Source organism: Trabulsiella odontotermitis (genome assembly GCF_001188485.1).
GTDB classification, from domain to species: domain Bacteria; phylum Pseudomonadota; class Gammaproteobacteria; order Enterobacterales; family Enterobacteriaceae; genus Trabulsiella; species Trabulsiella odontotermitis_A.
In genome coordinates this window covers 56,958-72,388 of the sequence record NZ_JNGH01000083.1, presented here as the reverse complement: position 1 = coordinate 72,388, position 15,431 = coordinate 56,958, and the positions used below count along the sequence as shown (strand labels likewise).

Genomic DNA, 15,431 nt, shown 5'->3' with positions numbered 1-15,431 from the left:
TTAACGCAGCCCTGCCATCCGTTTCTTACCGATAAACAGCCAGCCCAGCCCCAGCGCGATAAACCACAGCGGCGTGACGATCAGCGCCTGACGCGTGTCATCTTCCAGCGTCAACAGCACGATAACGAAGACGAAGAACGCCATGCACACCCAGCACATCAGCTTGCCCAGCGGCATCTTGTAGATCGATTTCTCATGCAGTTGCGGACGCTGTTTGCGGTACACGAGGTACGAGCAAAGGATAATCGTCCAGACAAACATGAACAGGATCGCCGACACGGTGGTGATCATAGTGAACGCGGTAATCACGCTCGGGTTAACGTACAGCATCACCACGCCGCCCAGCAGGCAGATACAGGAGAAGGTCAGCCCTTTCGCCGGTACCGCGCGCTTAGAGAGTTTGGCGAAGGCTTTCGGGGCTACGCCATCCTGCGCCAGACCGAACAGCATACGGCTGGTCGAAAACACGCCGCTGTTTGCAGAAGAGGCCGCTGAAGTCAGTACCACAAAGTTGATGATACTGGCCGCCGCCGGAATACCCACCAGCACGAACAGCTCCACGAACGGGCTCTTGTCCGGCACGACTGAGCTCCACGGGGTGACCGACATAATGACGATCAGCGCAAAAACGTAGAACATGATGATACGAATGGGAATGGAGTTAATCGCGCGCGGCAGCGATTTCTCCGGATCTTTGGTTTCCGCCGCCGTGGTGCCCACCAGTTCGATACCGACAAAGGCGAACACCGCTATCTGGAAGCCCGCAAAGAAGCCGCTAATCCCTTTCGGGAACCAGCCGCCGTCATTCCACAGATGCGCGAATGACGCTTCAACACCGGTTGGTGACTGGAAGTGGGTCAGCACCATCACCAGGCCCACGACAATCAGCGCCACGATGGCGACGATTTTGATCATCGCAAACCAGAACTCCATTTCACCGAACATCTTCACTGTGGCGAGATTCAGGCTCAGCAGCAGGACAACCACCGCCAACGATGCCACCCAGTCGGAGAGATCCGGGAACCAGAATTGCGCGTACGCCGTGATGGCGACAACGTCCGCCATGCCGGTGACCACCCAGCAAAACCAGTAGGTCCAGCCGGTAAAATAGCCCGCCCAGGGGCCAAGCAAGTCGGCCGCGAAGTCGCTAAAGGATTTGTATTCAAGGTTTGACAGCAGCAGCTCGCCCATCGCGCGCATGACGAAAAACAGCATGAAGCCGATGATCATATAAACAAAAATGATCGACGGCCCGGCGAGGCTGATGGTTTTCCCTGAGCCCATAAACAGGCCGGTACCAATGGCGCCGCCGATGGCGATAAGCTGGATATGACGGTTAGTAAGATTTCGCCGTAGCGACTGTTCAGTCGGATCCTGCCCTTCAGCAGCGACTTTAACCTGATCTACCATGTGATTTTCTTCCTGTGTTCCTGTTGTGTTGTGCTGGCTCTGCGGCCTTTTTATGTTCTGGCCCCTGTTCAGGGATTTATCGATATTAGGTAAGAATCGGCAGGATGAATACTGTGAAATGAATTAAATGTTAAATATATGTTTAAAGTGAGTGTTATATCACTCTTAAACCGCGAATCACATCACAATAAAACGTACAAAATCGATATCAATAAAATAAAATATTGATAAACGCTTAACTTGAGGATTTTACACTGATTTTGTTATTACTCTCCCCGTACGGGGAGAGTATTCATCCTGCGTTACAGAATTTCCAGCAGTTCGACATCAAACACCAGGGTGCTAAATGGCGGGATGGACGCGCCCGCGCCACGCTCGCCGTACGCCAGATCGTGAGGGATAGTCAGTTCCCACTTCGAGCCAACCGGCATCAGGGTCAGCGCTTCGATCCAGCCTGCGATAACGCCGTTCACCGGAAACTCTGCCGGTTCGCCGCGTGCAACGGAGCTGTCAAAGACGGTACCGTCGATAAGCTTACCGGTGTAGTGAACGCGAACGCGGTCAGTACGCGCCGGGATAGCACCTTCACCCTGGTTGATCACGCGGAATTGCAGGCCGGATTCGGTGCTGTTCACACCCTCTTTCTCACGGTTTTCTTCAAGGTATTTCACGCCTTCAGCGGCCATCGCTTCAAAACGCTCACGGCGAACAGCGTCGGCACGTTCGTGAATTTCACGCAGCGCGCGATGCACCACATCAACCGGAACCTGCGGCTGTTTGCCTTCCAGCGCGTCGGCGATACCCGCTACCAGTGCTTCCGGCAGCAGCCCCTGCAAACCGGATTCGCTAAGCTGTTGCCCTACCTGTAAGCCAATACCGTAACTTGCCTGCGCTTCAATCGTGTCAAAAGTCGGGGTTGCCATCGTCTTTCCTTTCATCGGGTATAAAGTAGCGGGCAGCATAGCAGCCACGCGGTTTCGGGTAAAACTTTGTGTAACGTGAAGAGAGTAAATGTGGCCCTGAGAAAATTATGTATATACTGAGTGGCACAGGAACCAGGATCGCGGAGCAGGAGGAAAGCCATGCCCGGGCGAAACCCATTACAACAGACGTTGCTGAAAATCTGGCATGCACCAGACGACATTCGNACCCGCTGCCGCCGTTGCACCGTCGCGGCATTATCATCGGCGCCCTGTTAGTGGTCATCGGCGTTCTGCTTCCGTCAGGGGATGACGACCGTTCCTCACCGCCTGTCACGCGCGACGCGCAGTTAAACATCCCGTCTGCCTCCGGACCCCAGAGCGAACAGCCTCCGCTGCAAACGCAGTGACGCCGCCGGCTAACGATCCACAGCAGGTAGCGCCCGTCGCACCGGAGCCGGTGCAGGAAGGCGAGCCTCAGGCGCAGGCACAAACGCCCCCGCCGCCAGCACAACCGACGCCGGGCATCGAGCAACAATGGCGCTCGTATCGCATTGAATCGGGTAAAACCCTCGCCCAGGTGTTCCGCGATCATAATCTGCCGCCAACCGACGTCTACGCCATGGCAAAAGTGGAAGGCAGCGGCAAGCCGCTGAGCAACCTGCAAACCGGCCAGATGGTTAAGATTCGCCAGAATGCTAACGGCGTGGTGACAGGGTTAACGATTGACACCGGTAACGACCAGCAGGTGCTGTTTACCCGCCAGTCCGACGGCAGTTTTATCCGCGCACGTTAAACATTTCCTGCCCCGGTAACCCTGCCGCTGACCGGGGCCGTGCTTCACTGCGCAGACCAACAGCAGACAGCACAGCGTCGCACACGCCCAGGCGGCATTCCTGCGGGCAAAAAACGGTGCTGGCGCTGCGAATTCCATTTCTTCTACCAGGCTAAAAAAGCAAAACGCCGGCACAAGGCCGGCGCTTCGATATTGAAGTTGAGTAATGACTTACTCAGCAACAACGTTTACAACCAGTTTAGCAAACACTTCGCTGTGAACCTGGAAGTCCACTTCGTGCTCACCAGTGGTACGCAGAACGCCGTTCGGCAGACGAACTTCGCTCTTAGCCACGTCAACGCCAGCTGCAGAAACAGCGTCAGCGATGTCGCGAGTACCGATGGAACCGAACAGTTTACCTTCGTCGCCTGCTTTAGACGCGATGGTTACGCTGCCCAGCGCGTTGATTTTCTCAGCGCGAGCATTAGCAGCCGCCAGAACGTCAGCCAGTTTGGCTTCCAGTTCAGCACGACGTGCTTCGAAATATTCAACGTTTTTCTTGGTTGCCGGAACAGCTTTGCCCTGCGGTACCAGGAAGTTACGAGCGTAGCCCGCTTTAACGTTAACCTGATCACCCAGGCTGCCCAGGTTTGCTACTTTATCAAGCAGAATAACTTGCATTACCTTATCCTCTCAAAGTCGTATTAATGGACCGTGACCGATTACTGATGACGATCAGTGTACGGCAGCAGGGACAGGTAGCGAGCGCGTTTGATAGCGCGTGCCAGCTGACGCTGATATTTTGCACGGGTACCGGTGATACGGCTCGGGACAATCTTACCGCTTTCGGTGATGTAGTTTTTCAGCGTAGCGATATCTTTATAGTCGATCTCTTGAACGCCTTCCGCGGTGAAACGGCAGAACTTGCGACGACGGAAATAACGTGCCATTTGGCTAGTCTCCAGAATCTATCAATTCAATCTGCTCGGCATGCAGAACCATTTTTGTCAGGCCGTTCTTTGCCTTGTGGCAACTGATGAACCCCTGAACGGTGACTGCAGTACCGACCGTTATACTGTGAGTAATGGCCTGGTTCTCGTGTCCGCTAATAATAACGGGCATCTGGCACCACGCCTGCCGGTGAAAACCGGCTTCCTCCTGCACTGAACGGTGCTCAAGCACGAACTGGCAGTGAGGAATTCCTGATGGGCTGACCTTGCGAAGGGGCGTCCTGCACACGGTACCGGACAACACCAGCCGATTGGTCATCAGAATTACTCTTCAGAATCCCCAGCATCTGCATCATCTGCGGTTTCGTTTGCGAAATCATCGCGACGCTCACGGCGCTCGTCTTTCGCTTTAACCATCGGAGATGCTTCGGTAACAGCGTGTTTAGTACGCATTACCATGCTACGGATAACGGCATCGTTGAAGCGGAAAGTCGTTTCCAGCTCATCGATCACTTCCTGCGGCGCTTCAACGTTCAGCAGAACGTAATGCGCTTTGTGCAGTTTGTTGATCGGGTAAGCCAGCTGACGGCGGCCCCAGTCTTCCAGACGGTGGATCTTGCCTTCTGCACCAGTGATGGCAGCAGTGTAGCGCTCGATCATGCCCGGAACCTGTTCGCTCTGGTCAGGATGGACCATAAAAACGATTTCGTAATGACGCATCGAATTGCTCCTTACGGATTATTCAGCCTCCTGTCTGGGTCAGCCGCGGCCCATGGAGGCAAGGAACGTGATTAAAGGGCGGCTGAAAAATTGACGCGTCATTCTACTTGCGGCGCCCTGTAAAGACAAGGTGATTGTCTAAATAATTCGCACAAAGCGAGAAGCGGGGATAAGTCGGTGATTTAAAATTAATCAACAACGGATGCGGCATTTTTTTGAACAACAGCATCAGAAATGGTCGCTATTTAACCCACGAGGAGGCATTACACTTACATCATACCCCATCCGAATCAAGAAGGAGAGGCTNNCGGGATGCCAGCCGTTAAAATCACCGGCTCACAGGCCAAAAATATGGACGATGTGCAGAGCTTAGGCGTTATTTACATTAATCATAATCTCGCCACTGAAAGCGAAGCGGATCAAGCCCTTAACGAAGAGAGTGACGCGCAAGGCGCAAGGTACTTCTACCCGGTGTTACTGCACGAGCCGGGCAGCAACGGCCTTATCCACGCCAGCGCCGAAATTTACCGCTAGCACCAGGTACATCCCAACGAGAATAACCATCCCCTTTCTTCGCCCCCGTATCCGGGGGCTTTTTTTGGCGCGTGATTTCTGACCCCCGTTTATTTCTGACCATAATAAGCATCCGGCCCGTGCTTGCGCAGAAAATGCTTATTCATTAATGCCGGATCAATAGGGTTCAGCAGCGGATTAATGCCGCGCGCAATCCATGCCATTTTCGCGACCTCTTCCATCACCACGGCATTATGAACAGCATCGTGCGCGTCTTTCCCCCAGGCAAAGGGTCCATGCTGATATACCACCATACCCGGCATCTGCAGTGGCTCGCGTTCACCGAGGGTTTCGATAATCACCGTACCGGTATGCCGTTCATAATCGTCGGCGATTTCCTGTTCGTTGAGCGCACGGGTGCAGGGAATATCACCAAAAAAGTAATCCGCATGAGTGGTGCCCAACGCAGGAATGGCAAGCCCGGCCTGTGCCCAGGCAGTGGCGTGCGTGGAATGGGTATGCACCACGCCGCCGAGCGTCGGATAGCGGCGATACAATGCCAGATGCGTGGCGGTGTCTGACGACGGCCGCCATTGGCCTTCCACGACACGCCCGTTCAGATCGACCACCACCATGTCGTCAACCGTCATGGTGTCATAGGCCACACCGCTGGGTTTGATGACCACCCGGCGACGCTCGCGATCAATAGCGCTGACATTGCCCCAGGTAAAGGTCACCAGCCCATAGCGGGGCAAATCCCTATTGGCGTCAAACACCTGCTGTTTAAGCTGTTGCATCAGGCGGCCTCCCCCAGCCCGGCGCGGGCCATACGTTCACGCACCCAGTCGCGGGCTTTGACCACTTCCGCGGCGGGATCGTCAGCGGTTTCGCTCCACATCTCAATCAGATAAGGGCCGCAGTAGCCGCCCTGTTTTAGCGTACGGAAACAGGCTTCGAAATCCACCACGCCGCTGCCGAACGGTACGTTTTTAAAGATGCCCGGACGGGTATCTTTTACATGCACCGCCACGATATGGCCCATCCCGGCCTGTAGCTCCATCTGCACGTCGTTATCCCACGCCGATAAATTGCCGATGTCAGGATAGAGCTGAAACCATGGGTTATTCAGGTAATGCGCGTAGCCCAGTGCTTTGCTGATGGAATTCATCAGCGGGTAATCCATGATTTCCATCGCCAGCGTCACCTGCGCCCGGCTGGCCATATCGACGCTCTTCCGCAGCCCGTCGCGAAAACGGCGGCGCGTTTCATCATTGGCCTGTTGATAGTAAACGTCGTATCCCGCCAGTTGGATCACGCGAATGCCGACATCCTGCGCGAAACGAATGGCTTTTTGCATGATGGCCAGCCCCTGCGCGCGCACGCCGTTATCCTCGCTGCCGAGCGGGAAACGACGGTGCGCACTGAGACACATCGACGACACACGTACGCCGGTTTCGGCAATCGCTTTGACCAGCGCCAGCTTTTGCGCCGCCGTCCAGTCAAGGCGCGCCAGCCGTTCATCGGTTTCATCAACTGACATTTCGACAAAATCAAACCCCAGCGCTTTCGCCAGCCGCAGCCGTTCCAGCCAGCACTCCCCGACGGGAAGCGCTTTTTCATAGATGCCGAGCGGCACCGGATTTGCCGTCATAACTGCTCCTTAACCCCACAGCTGTGCGATGGCGCGCTTAAACTGACGCGCGGCTTCTACCGGGCTGGCAGCATCGCGAATGCTACGACCGGCGATAAAGACGTGAATGGGAATGCCTTTGAACAGCGGCAGATCTTCNNTTCCCCCCAGCCGTTTAATGGCGGTGATATCGGCCTCGCCCCACGCGACGCCAGCCGCCTGCGCATCGCGGCTACGGTGATAGACCACCTGCGCAATGCCGACATCACGCCACGCCTGCGCCTGCTCCCAGGTCCAGAAACCCGTCAGTTCGATCTGCACATCACCGTTGTACTCTTTTGCCACATCCAGCGCACCTCTGGCGGTATTAATGTCGGCGCAGCAGATCACCGTGACCCAATCCGCCTGCGCGTCAAAACACATGCGGGAGAGGATTTTTCCGGCGTCGGCGATTTTGGCATCCGCCAGCACGATTTTATGCGGGTAGAGTGCTTTCAGATCACGGACGGCACGCACGCCTTCGCCGACACACAAAATGGTGCCGACCTCAATAATATCGACCTCTTTGGCAATCAGGCGGGTCGTTTCATAGGCATCGGCCAACGTCTGGTTATCCAGTGCGACTTGCAACATCTTTTCTCCCCCTCTAAAACAGCCGCCGCCGTGGCGTTATCGATTAAATTCAGCACGTCCTGCTCGCTGCGGCAGGCGCGGAGTCGGTCAAAATTGGCTTCATCTTCAAACAGATTGACGATCTGCATGATGCCCTCTTCCTGATGGCTTCGGGCATCAACCGCCGCCAGCGTGATCAGGATATCAACCGGGTCGTTGTCCTCGTGGTTAAACACCATCGGCGTTTTTAGCGTCACCAGCGCAAAACCGTTCTTTTTTACCCCCTCTTCCGGGCGACCGTGCGGCATCGCCAGCCCCGGCGCGATGACGAAATACGGACCGAAACGTTCCACGCCATCAAGAATGGCCTGGTAATAGCGCGGCTCGACCACATCGGCGGCCACCAGCAGATCGACGCCGATTTTCACCGCCGCCTGCCAGCTATCAGCCACCGCCTGCAGCCGTATGGAATGGTTCTCCACCAGCGAATCACGTAGTTTCATGGCGTGTCCTTACTTCATATCTTGCGGGAAGTGTGCACCAATCACTTCCATCAGCTTCGGGCCGAAATCGGCGGCGGAGAGCATATTGCGCACGCCCACCACATACTTGTTGCCTGACACACTGATTTCGCTGGCGACATGGGTTGAGGCGATAATAATGTCTGCACCACTCAGCTCGCTTTTATACTCGCCGACAGCACAGCTGTTGACGGTATGGTCAACGCCCTGTTGCGTCAGGAACTGATCGACTTTCATTTTCATGATCATGGAACTGCCCTGCCCACAACCACAGACGGCAAGAATACGTACGGTCATAATCGGAACTCCTTAGTGCGCAGAGTGTTCTGCCAGTTGTTTTTCCGCGTCCTCTTCGGCGCGCAGCGCGCGGCCCGCGAAGAACATATAAGCGAGGGCAATCAGAATCATCACGGCCATAAACGCCAGCCCGACGGACGCCAGCCCCTGCATCATCGGCGGTGCGAGAATTGACCAGTCCGCCATGCCCATCCAGGCGCTCATGCCAGTGAGTTTCACCGCCCAGACGCAGCCAAAAATTTCAATCACGCCCATCACCAGACAAATCTTCAGCGCCGCCCGCCAGCCGCCAAAGTGGTTGGCAAACACGCCGATAGTGGCGTTGGAGAAGAACATCGGGATAAAGCCGGGAATAATCAGGATGGAAGAGCCACAGGCGATCAGCACGCCGACCGCAATCAGTTGACCAATGGTGCCCCACATAAAACCCCACACCACGGCGTTAGGCGCGAAACTGTAAATAGCGGCGCAGTCAATCGCCAGCACGGCACCGGGGATCAGACGTTGAGAGATCCCGTTAAAGGCTTCTGAAAGTTCGGCCACGAACATCCGCACACCCTGCACGATGATGAAAATTGCCACCGCGAACTGGAAACCGGTCTGCAGGATATAAATCGTCCAGTGCGTTTTCCCCGCCATCGCCTGCACGGTGCCCGTGCCGAACGACAGCAAAATCGCGCCGAAGAAGAGCGTCATGACGATCGCCGTTGAAACGATGTTGTCATGGAAAATATTCAGCCAGCCCGGCAGCTTGAGATCCTCAACGCTCTCCTCTTTTTTACCGAGATACGGTGCCAGCTTGTACGCCAGCCAGGAGGCAAACTGCTGCTGATGACCGATAGAGAAACCGCACCCGTCGGTGACGTCCTGCGTGGGTTTGTACATCATGTTGGAGGTGATGCCCCAGTACAACGAGACCAGCACCGCGGTGCAGATAATGGTGGTCCACATTGGGTAACCGAGGATATACAGGAACACGGCGATAAGCCCGGCCTGCTGGAACATAATGTGGCCCGTCAGCATGATGGTGCGGATCCCCGTCACGCGGCGCAGCAGCACGTAAATGATGTTTAACGCCAGCGCCAGCAACACCGCGTACCCCACCCAGCTGTAGGCATCGCCCATTCGCTCAATGGTCGCCATCATGGAGGCGTAGGTATCCGAGATGGCGCCGTTGATGCCATAGACCTCAGACATTTTCGCTACCACCGGTTTGAAGGTGCTGGTCAGGATGCCGGACCCCGCCTGCAACAGCATGAAACCGATAATGGTTTTGATCGTTCCCTTGATGATGACGCTGACGCTTTTACGCAGCAGGATGTAGCCCAGGCACGTCACGATACCCAGCAGCAGCGGGGCGTTGGTCATGACCTGGTTAAAGAACACGGTAAAGATGTCGTAAAGGATATCCATAACGCTCTCCAGAAGGGGAAACGCCGGACGGCTGACCCGCCCGGTTTCGCTTGTGCCTTCACTCTAATAATCAAAAATAATCACAACAAGATTAAATTTGATTAAATGTGATTCGCGCCGCAATTTATTTCCCCGATCTTCTTACGCCTTTGCTGCGGTGCGGCTTACAACAGAAAAATCGCTTTTAACTTATTGAATGAATTATAAATATAAGAGATTCAATGTATTACTCTTACGTATTAGCAGTGGTCTGTTAGCGGCAAAAGTGGCGAATCCGGTTATTGCATTCAGCGAAAAACGGTGTCAGGATTACTCAAATTCAATCATTTTATGATTTAAATTGATTAAACATGAGGGAAGAGACGATGAGTAAAGTAAGCACCATCACCCGTGAATCCTGGATTTTGACGACCTTTCCGGAATGGGGAAGCTGGCTGAACGAAGAGATTGAGCAGGAGCAGGTAGCGCCGGGCACGTTCGCCATGTGGTGGCTCGGTTGTACCGGGATCTGGCTGAAATCAGAGGGCGGAACCAACATCTGCGTCGATTTCTGGTGCGGTACCGGTAAACAGAGCCACGGCAATCCGTTGATGAAAAACGGCCATCAGATGCAACGCATGGCAGGGGTCAAAAAACTGCAGCCCAACCTGCGCACCACGCCGTTTGTGCTCGATCCGTTCGCTATCCGTCAGATAGACGCCGTGCTGGCGACGCACGATCACAACGATCATATTGATGTGAATGTCGCGGCGGCGGTAATGCAGAACTGCCCGGACGATGTGCCGTTCATCGGACCGCAAACCTGCGTGGATCTGTGGACAGGATGGGGCGTTCCGGCGTCGCGTTGCATTGTGGTTAAACCCGGCGACGTGGTGAAAATCAAAGATATTGAAATCCATGCACTGGATGCGTTCGACCGCACGGCATTGATCACGCTTCCCGCAGAGCAAAAAGCGGCGGGCGTGCTGCCGGACGGCATGGACCAGCGCGCCGTTAACTATCTGTTCAAAACCCCCGGCGGCACGCTCTACCACAGCGGTGACTCTCACTACTCAAACTACTACGCGAAGCACGGCAACGAGCATCTGATTGACGTGGCGCTTGGCTCCTACGGCGAAAACCCGCGCGGCATTACCGACAAAATGACCAGCGCCGATATCCTGCGCATGGCGGAAGCGCTGAATACCCGCGTGGTGATCCCGTTTCATCACGATATCTGGTCAAACTTTCAGGCCGACCCGCAGGAGATCCGCGTGCTGTGGGAAATGAAAAAAGACCGCCTGAATTATGGCTTTAAGNGGTGGGCGGCAAATTTACCTGGCCGCTGGATAAAGATCGGTTCGAATACCACTATCCGCGCGGGTTTGACGACTGCTTTACCCAGGAGCCGGATCTGCCGTTTAAATCGTTTCTGTAAATCGCCGGGCGGGAGGCGTTGCGCGTCCCGCTCTGCGATGCTCACACTAAGTCTTAGTAATTTCAGGCCATTTCAAATATCATCTTTATTCATCATTTTTTATCGGATCAGCTCATGACGGAAGCACAACGACATCAAATTCTGCTGGAATTACTGGCACAGACGGGCTTCGTCACGGTCGAGCAGGTGATTGCCCGGCTTGGGATTTCACCGGCAACGGCGCGCCGCGATATCAATAAGCTGGATGAGAGCGGCAAGCTGAAAAAAGTGCGCAACGGCGCGGAAGCCATTAACCAGCCGCGCCCGCGCTGGACGCCGCTGAACATTCATCAGGCGCAAAATCACGATGAAAAAGTGCGCATTGCCCGCGCGGCATCACAACTGGTGACGCCTGGCGAAAGCGTGGTGATTAACTGCGGTTCAACGGCGTTTCTGCTCGGGCGGGAAATCTGCGGCAAGCCGGTGCAGATCATCACCAACTATCTGCCGCTGGCAAATTATCTGATCGATAAAGAGCATGAAAGCGTGATTATCATGGGCGGCCAGTACAACAAAAGTCACGCCATCACGCTGAGCCCGCAGGGGAGCGAAAACAGCCTGTACGCCGGGCACTGGATGTTCACCAGCGGCAAAGGGCTGACCGCCGAAGGGCTGTATAAAACCGATATGCTGACGGCGATGGCCGAGCAGAAAATGCTGAACGTGGTGGGCAAACTGGTGGTACTCGTCGACAGCAGCAAAGTCGGCGAACGCGCTGGCATGCTGTTCAGCCGTGCCGATGAAATCGATATGGTGATCACCGGCAAACAGGCCGACGCCGGGATCCTGAAAAAACTGGAAGCCCAGGGCGTAAACGTGCTCCTCGTTTAGAGGTGTTTTTTAAAGAAATCCACCGCGCATGTCAGCGCTTCCGGGGTGATGCGGTGGCGCACATTCGCCTGCCAGGCACAGGTCAGCCGGGTGTCCAGCCCCTGGCGAATCAACGCCTGCTGCAAGCGGAACGACTCGCCGGCCGGAACGACATCATCGTCTTCACCGTGCCATAGCAGCAGCGGTCGGCTTGCCAGCGTATCCAGGTGGTGGGTAACATCCCATTCCGCCAGTTGTTGCTGCGCCTGTGGTGTCCAGCCATCGGTCGATGGAAACAACGTTCGTGACAGGCTACTGAAATAGCCCGACCCCATCAGACTGGCGACGCAGGCCACGTCCGGGTGATGCGTCATAATACCCAGTGCGGTCATGCCGCCCATCGAGGCACCCGCCACCGCCAGACGTCCCTCGCTGACCCAACCTTCCGCTATCAGCGCATCGCGCAATGCCGGAAATTCGTGAAAGTTCTGCATCAGGATCGGCCAGAAACGCGCCATTCTCCCTTGCTCGTCACCATTAAACCGCGCGCCATGTTCGGCGGCATCCGGCATGATGACGCGAAAACCCGCCTGCGCCAGCGCCACGGCAAAATAGCTGTAAACCAGTTTTGATGACGTGAAGCCGTGGTAAAACACAATGCAGGGAAGCGCCTCCATTGCCGAATGTTGCGGAAAAGCATGAAGAATTTCACCGCCCGCGAGCGTGCGTGTTTCGAGTTGAATCATATTTCATTTCCTTCTTTTCTGCTGGTATGCCATGCGAAGTGATATTCCGCAAGCACCGGGTGGGAGGAATGATTCATAATGTTGGGATGTGGATTACGCTTTCGTGACATTTTCATTCGAAAATCGCGTACGAGATAACACTTCGGGAACATTCCCCCAAAGGGGACTCAATTACCCACTACACTAAGACAATCAGGAAACGAGATATGGCTATGCGACGGTTTGCGCCCTTGATGCTGGCAGTATTACTGAGTGGTTGTACCCTGCTTGAAGGCACGCCTGAACCTCCTCCACCGCTATCCGATCATCCGCAGGAAATCCGCCGTAATCAGACGGAGGGTTTGCAGCGAATGGGTACCGTAAGCGCTCTGGTTCATGGTTCGCCAATGGATGTGGAAGCGGCCATCAAAGCAAAAGTCGTCGCCGCGAAAGCAGACTACTACGTCATTGTTATGATTGACGATACGCAGTTCCCGGGTCAGTGGTATTCACAGGCCATTTTGTATCGTAAATGACAATCTGATTCTTTTCAGTCACTTTACATTGGCTTTGCGCCTCTTCACGTTTCCTGGGACATAATGCGCACTATCTTAAGGAGAAGCGCCTGCGATGGAATGCCCTGGTTTACCGCAGGGTAAAGTGAAATGGAGCTGACGATGAAACGATCAATTGCCTTATCCCCCTTCCTGTTTTGTGCAGGAATGGATACCACCTTCGCGCAATCAGCAGAGTTTGCCAGCGCGGATTGTGTTACCGGGTTAAATGAAATTGGACTGATCTCCGTCAACAGCATTTTGGGTAGCCAACAGGATGTTGAGCGGGTGATTGCGTCCAAAGCAGACGAACAGGGAGCGTCCTGGTACCGTATCGTACAAATGTACGAAGACCAGCAGCCCGATAACTGGCGCGTAAAAGCGATCCTGTACGCCTGATTTTCCGGGCAGACTTCATGCCGTCTGCCCGCGTTGTGCTATCGTCCTCCCCCCGTCGCGCGCAGCAGCAGATCCTCTTTCACCTGTTCACTCAACACCGTTCCCCCTCGCGTATCCAGCATCATCCGACACCAGGCTTGTGCTATTGGCGGCGACGCATAACGCAGCATTTGCGCACCAACGCCCAGCCGCCAGAGCTGCTGCGTGATTTCGCGCCCCTGCGCTTCTGACGGTTTACGCAGCAATTGCTGGAGCTGACGCCAGGCGCGATCGAAATGACGATCCTGCCCTTTCACCTCAGCGCATTCTTCGCTCAACAGTTCGACGGTGCCAGGCTGTTTACTGAGCACACGAAGCACGTCGAGACACATGATGTTCCCGGAGCCTTCCCAGATGCTGTTGACCGGCATCTCTCGATACAGGCGCGGCAGTTCGCTCTCCTCGCAATAGCCCACGCCGCCCAGCACTTCCATCGCCTCCGCAACAAACGGAATACCGGACTGACAGACGGCAAATTTCGCCGCCGGGGTGAACAGACGTGCCCACAGCATTTCCTGCGCATCCTGCCGGCGATCGTACGCCCGCGCCAGACGGAACAGGAACGCGGTTTGCCCTTCCAGCTGCAACGCCATACGGCCCAGCACTTCGCGCATCATCGGCTGATCGACCAGGTTTTTACCGAAGACCTGCCGCTGGTGCGCATGGTACAGCGCCACCGACAGCGCGCGTCGCATCAGCCCGTGACTGCCCAGCGCACAGTCGAACCGCGTCAGCGCGCCCATTTTGAGGATCTGCCGTACGCCATCACCCTCTTCGCCGAGCAGCCATCCCGAGGCGTCGAGAAATTCTACTTCGCTGCTGGCATTCGAACGGTTGCCGAGCTTGTCTTTCAGGCGCTCAAGACGAACGGCGTTCCGCTGTCCGTCCGGCAGAAAACGGGGAACGAAAAAGCAGGATAAACCGCCTTTCGCCTGCGCCAGCACCAGATGCGCGTCACTTTGTGGCACCGAGAAAAACCACTTGTGCCCCACCAGCCGCCAACTGCCATCGTCGGTTTTTTCTGCCCGCGTGGTATTGCTAAGGACATCCGATCCGCCCTGCTTCTCCGTCATTCCCATGCCAATCAGCAAACCACGTTTCTGCGCACCGGGGAGCAAATGCGCGTCGTAGCGATCGCTCAGCAGCGGCGTCATCCACTCGGCAAAAGGGGCTGGCAGGGATTGCTTCAGCAGCGGCGTGGCGGCGAAGGTCATGGTAATCGGACACAACGTTCCCGCTTCCACCTGCGCATGCAGCATGAATCGCGCGGCGCGAGCGGTGAAGGACCCGGCGCGGGCATCCTCCTCCCACGCCAGATTATGCACCCGGTTGGCGCACAGCCCCTGCATCAGGAGATGCCAGGCAGGGTGAAAACGCACATCATCCAGGCGCGCGCCGGTGGCATCATAACGCAGCAGTTCAGGAGGATTGGCGTTCGCCAGACGGCCCAGCTCCAGCGATTCCGCGGTGCCCAGCTGTTGCCCGATGCTGGCCAGCAGTTCACCGTCCCAGCCAGCGCCTTCACGCTGTATCGCCTCCCGTAACGCGGTATCGGAAAGGAAAAGGTTACTGTTATTGAGCGGGGTGGGTTGATTAAAAACGGTATGCGTTTGCCAGTGCATTGCGTTTCCCTCCTTCAATGGCTGTCCTGATAAGTATGGTTAGCCTTTGCCAGTCACGCCTGAAT

At 55.5% G+C, this 15,431-nt stretch carries 17 protein-coding genes and 3 pseudogenes; 6 read left to right on the top strand and 14 right to left on the bottom strand.

The features are described 5' to 3' along the window. Both cycA and fklB read right to left on the bottom strand, forming a co-directional pair. Window positions 1-1,410 (bottom strand): D-serine/D-alanine/glycine transporter, encoded by a 1,410-nt coding sequence (gene cycA / locus GM30_RS10770; RefSeq protein WP_049848621.1) that lies wholly within the window; start codon window positions 1,408-1,410, stop codon window positions 1-3. Between the two features lie 302 nt (window positions 1,411-1,712). Continuing rightward, window positions 1,713-2,333, bottom strand: a complete 621-nt coding sequence (gene fklB / locus GM30_RS10765; RefSeq protein WP_049848620.1) for a BamJ family beta-barrel-assembly machinery protein — start codon at window positions 2,331-2,333, stop codon at window positions 1,713-1,715. 159 nt (window positions 2,334-2,492) lie between these two features. On the opposite strand from fklB, the pseudogene GM30_RS10760 reads away from it, so the two are divergent. Beyond that, window positions 2,493-3,126, top strand: a pseudogene (locus GM30_RS10760) (LysM-like peptidoglycan-binding domain-containing protein). Window positions 3,127-3,336: 210 nt separating this feature from the next. Here the strand turns inward: GM30_RS10760 and rplI are convergent. From rplI to rpsF, 4 genes are read right to left on the bottom strand one after another with little or no spacing between them, the layout of a single operon-like run. Next, window positions 3,337-3,786, bottom strand: a complete 450-nt coding sequence (gene rplI, locus GM30_RS10755) for a 50S ribosomal protein L9 (RefSeq protein ID WP_049848619.1) — start codon at window positions 3,784-3,786, stop codon at window positions 3,337-3,339. Window positions 3,787-3,827: 41 nt separating this feature from the next. Further along, complete coding sequence (gene rpsR / locus GM30_RS10750) at window positions 3,828-4,055, bottom strand: 30S ribosomal protein S18 (protein WP_000135199.1); 228 nt, start codon at window positions 4,053-4,055, stop codon at window positions 3,828-3,830. 4 nt (window positions 4,056-4,059) lie between these two features. Further along, entirely contained in the window at window positions 4,060-4,374 is a 315-nt protein-coding gene (gene priB, locus GM30_RS10745; RefSeq protein WP_049848618.1) for a primosomal replication protein N, read from the bottom strand. 5 nt (window positions 4,375-4,379) lie between these two features. After that, the gene (gene rpsF / locus GM30_RS10740) at window positions 4,380-4,775 is read right to left on the bottom strand and encodes a 30S ribosomal protein S6 (RefSeq protein WP_049848617.1); all 396 of its coding nucleotides are present in this window, start codon (window positions 4,773-4,775) and stop codon (window positions 4,380-4,382) included. A 312-nt stretch (window positions 4,776-5,087) separates the two neighbouring features. On the opposite strand from rpsF, the gene GM30_RS10735 reads away from it, so the two are divergent. Continuing rightward, the gene (locus tag GM30_RS10735) at window positions 5,088-5,309 is read left to right on the top strand and encodes a YdgH/BhsA/McbA family protein (RefSeq protein WP_049848616.1); all 222 of its coding nucleotides are present in this window, start codon (window positions 5,088-5,090) and stop codon (window positions 5,307-5,309) included. A gap of 89 nt (window positions 5,310-5,398) precedes the next feature. Here the strand turns inward: GM30_RS10735 and GM30_RS10730 are convergent, their stop codons facing one another. The 6 genes and pseudogenes from GM30_RS10730 to ulaA form a co-directional block, all read right to left on the bottom strand. After that, complete coding sequence (locus GM30_RS10730; protein ID WP_049848615.1) at window positions 5,399-6,085, bottom strand: L-ribulose-5-phosphate 4-epimerase; 687 nt, start codon at window positions 6,083-6,085, stop codon at window positions 5,399-5,401. Next, complete coding sequence (locus GM30_RS10725) at window positions 6,085-6,939, bottom strand: L-ribulose-5-phosphate 3-epimerase (RefSeq protein ID WP_049848614.1); 855 nt, start codon at window positions 6,937-6,939, stop codon at window positions 6,085-6,087. The genes GM30_RS10730 and GM30_RS10725 overlap by 1 nt, the downstream gene beginning before the upstream one ends. Before the next feature lie 9 nt (window positions 6,940-6,948). Beyond that, a complete protein-coding gene (locus GM30_RS10720) occupies window positions 6,949-7,551 on the bottom strand; it encodes a 3-keto-L-gulonate-6-phosphate decarboxylase UlaD (protein ID WP_049848613.1) in 603 nt (200 codons plus the stop codon). Between the two features lie 20 nt (window positions 7,552-7,571). Then, window positions 7,572-8,033, bottom strand: a pseudogene (ulaC, locus tag GM30_RS10715) (PTS ascorbate transporter subunit IIA); the annotation flags it as partial. A gap of 9 nt (window positions 8,034-8,042) precedes the next feature. Next, window positions 8,043-8,348, bottom strand: coding sequence for a PTS ascorbate transporter subunit IIB (ulaB, locus tag GM30_RS10710; protein ID WP_049848612.1), 306 nt, complete (start codon window positions 8,346-8,348; stop codon window positions 8,043-8,045). A 12-nt stretch (window positions 8,349-8,360) separates the two neighbouring features. Then, window positions 8,361-9,761 (bottom strand): PTS ascorbate transporter subunit IIC, encoded by a 1,401-nt coding sequence (gene ulaA, locus GM30_RS10705; RefSeq protein WP_049848611.1) that lies wholly within the window; start codon window positions 9,759-9,761, stop codon window positions 8,361-8,363. A 365-nt stretch (window positions 9,762-10,126) separates the two neighbouring features. Here ulaA and ulaG point away from each other — a divergent pair. Further along, window positions 10,127-11,178, top strand: a pseudogene (gene ulaG, locus GM30_RS10700) (L-ascorbate 6-phosphate lactonase). A gap of 114 nt (window positions 11,179-11,292) precedes the next feature. Beyond that, on the top strand, window positions 11,293-12,048 hold the full coding sequence (gene ulaR / locus GM30_RS10695) for an HTH-type transcriptional regulator UlaR (RefSeq protein ID WP_049848610.1): 756 nt from the start codon (window positions 11,293-11,295) through the stop codon (window positions 12,046-12,048). Here the strand turns inward: ulaR and yjfP are convergent. Further along, entirely contained in the window at window positions 12,045-12,773 is a 729-nt protein-coding gene (yjfP, locus tag GM30_RS10690) for an esterase (protein ID WP_049848609.1), read from the bottom strand. The two genes, ulaR and yjfP, sit on opposite strands and share 4 nt — an antisense overlap. A 206-nt stretch (window positions 12,774-12,979) precedes the next feature. Here yjfP and bsmA point away from each other — a divergent pair, with 206 nt between their 5' ends. Then, window positions 12,980-13,288: a biofilm peroxide resistance protein BsmA gene (gene bsmA, locus GM30_RS10685; RefSeq protein ID WP_049848608.1), complete on the top strand. Its 309-nt coding sequence runs from the start codon at window positions 12,980-12,982 to the stop codon at window positions 13,286-13,288. A gap of 129 nt (window positions 13,289-13,417) precedes the next feature. Further along, the gene (gene yjfN, locus GM30_RS10680; RefSeq protein WP_049848607.1) at window positions 13,418-13,705 is read left to right on the top strand and encodes a DUF1471 family protease activator YjfN; all 288 of its coding nucleotides are present in this window, start codon (window positions 13,418-13,420) and stop codon (window positions 13,703-13,705) included. 38 nt (window positions 13,706-13,743) lie between these two features. On the opposite strand, the gene GM30_RS10675 is transcribed toward yjfN, so the two are convergent. Further along, window positions 13,744-15,366: an isovaleryl-CoA dehydrogenase gene (locus GM30_RS10675; protein ID WP_049848606.1), complete on the bottom strand. Its 1,623-nt coding sequence runs from the start codon at window positions 15,364-15,366 to the stop codon at window positions 13,744-13,746. Window positions 15,367-15,431: the final 65 nt, after the last annotated feature.

Excerpts from the sequence above, each read along its gene's own strand:
- ulaA (WP_049848611.1), bottom strand. The coding sequence starts at position 9,761 with ATGGATATCCTTTACGACATCTTTACCGTGTTCTTTAACCAGGTCATG.
- yjfN (WP_049848607.1), top strand. The coding sequence starts at position 13,418 with ATGGAGCTGACGATGAAACGATCAATTGCCTTATCCCCCTTCCTGTTT.
- GM30_RS10675 (WP_049848606.1), bottom strand. The coding sequence starts at position 15,366 with ATGCACTGGCAAACGCATACCGTTTTTAATCAACCCACCCCGCTCAAT.
- ulaB (WP_049848612.1), bottom strand. The coding sequence starts at position 8,348 with ATGACCGTACGTATTCTTGCCGTCTGTGGTTGTGGGCAGGGCAGTTCC.
- fklB (WP_049848620.1), bottom strand. The coding sequence starts at position 2,333 with ATGGCAACCCCGACTTTTGACACGATTGAAGCGCAGGCAAGTTACGGT.
- GM30_RS10725 (WP_049848614.1), bottom strand. The coding sequence starts at position 6,939 with ATGACGGCAAATCCGGTGCCGCTCGGCATCTATGAAAAAGCGCTTCCC.
- yjfP (WP_049848609.1), bottom strand. The coding sequence starts at position 12,773 with ATGATTCAACTCGAAACACGCACGCTCGCGGGCGGTGAAATTCTTCAT.
- bsmA (WP_049848608.1), top strand. The coding sequence starts at position 12,980 with ATGGCTATGCGACGGTTTGCGCCCTTGATGCTGGCAGTATTACTGAGT.
- ulaR (WP_049848610.1), top strand. The coding sequence starts at position 11,293 with ATGACGGAAGCACAACGACATCAAATTCTGCTGGAATTACTGGCACAG.
- rplI (WP_049848619.1), bottom strand. The coding sequence starts at position 3,786 with ATGCAAGTTATTCTGCTTGATAAAGTAGCAAACCTGGGCAGCCTGGGT.
- priB (WP_049848618.1), bottom strand. The coding sequence starts at position 4,374 with ATGACCAATCGGCTGGTGTTGTCCGGTACCGTGTGCAGGACGCCCCTT.
- rpsR (WP_000135199.1), bottom strand. The coding sequence starts at position 4,055 with ATGGCACGTTATTTCCGTCGTCGCAAGTTCTGCCGTTTCACCGCGGAA.
- GM30_RS10735 (WP_049848616.1), top strand. The coding sequence starts at position 5,088 with ATGCCAGCCGTTAAAATCACCGGCTCACAGGCCAAAAATATGGACGAT.
- cycA (WP_049848621.1), bottom strand. The coding sequence starts at position 1,410 with ATGGTAGATCAGGTTAAAGTCGCTGCTGAAGGGCAGGATCCGACTGAA.
- rpsF (WP_049848617.1), bottom strand. The coding sequence starts at position 4,775 with ATGCGTCATTACGAAATCGTTTTTATGGTCCATCCTGACCAGAGCGAA.
- GM30_RS10730 (WP_049848615.1), bottom strand. The coding sequence starts at position 6,085 with ATGCAACAGCTTAAACAGCAGGTGTTTGACGCCAATAGGGATTTGCCC.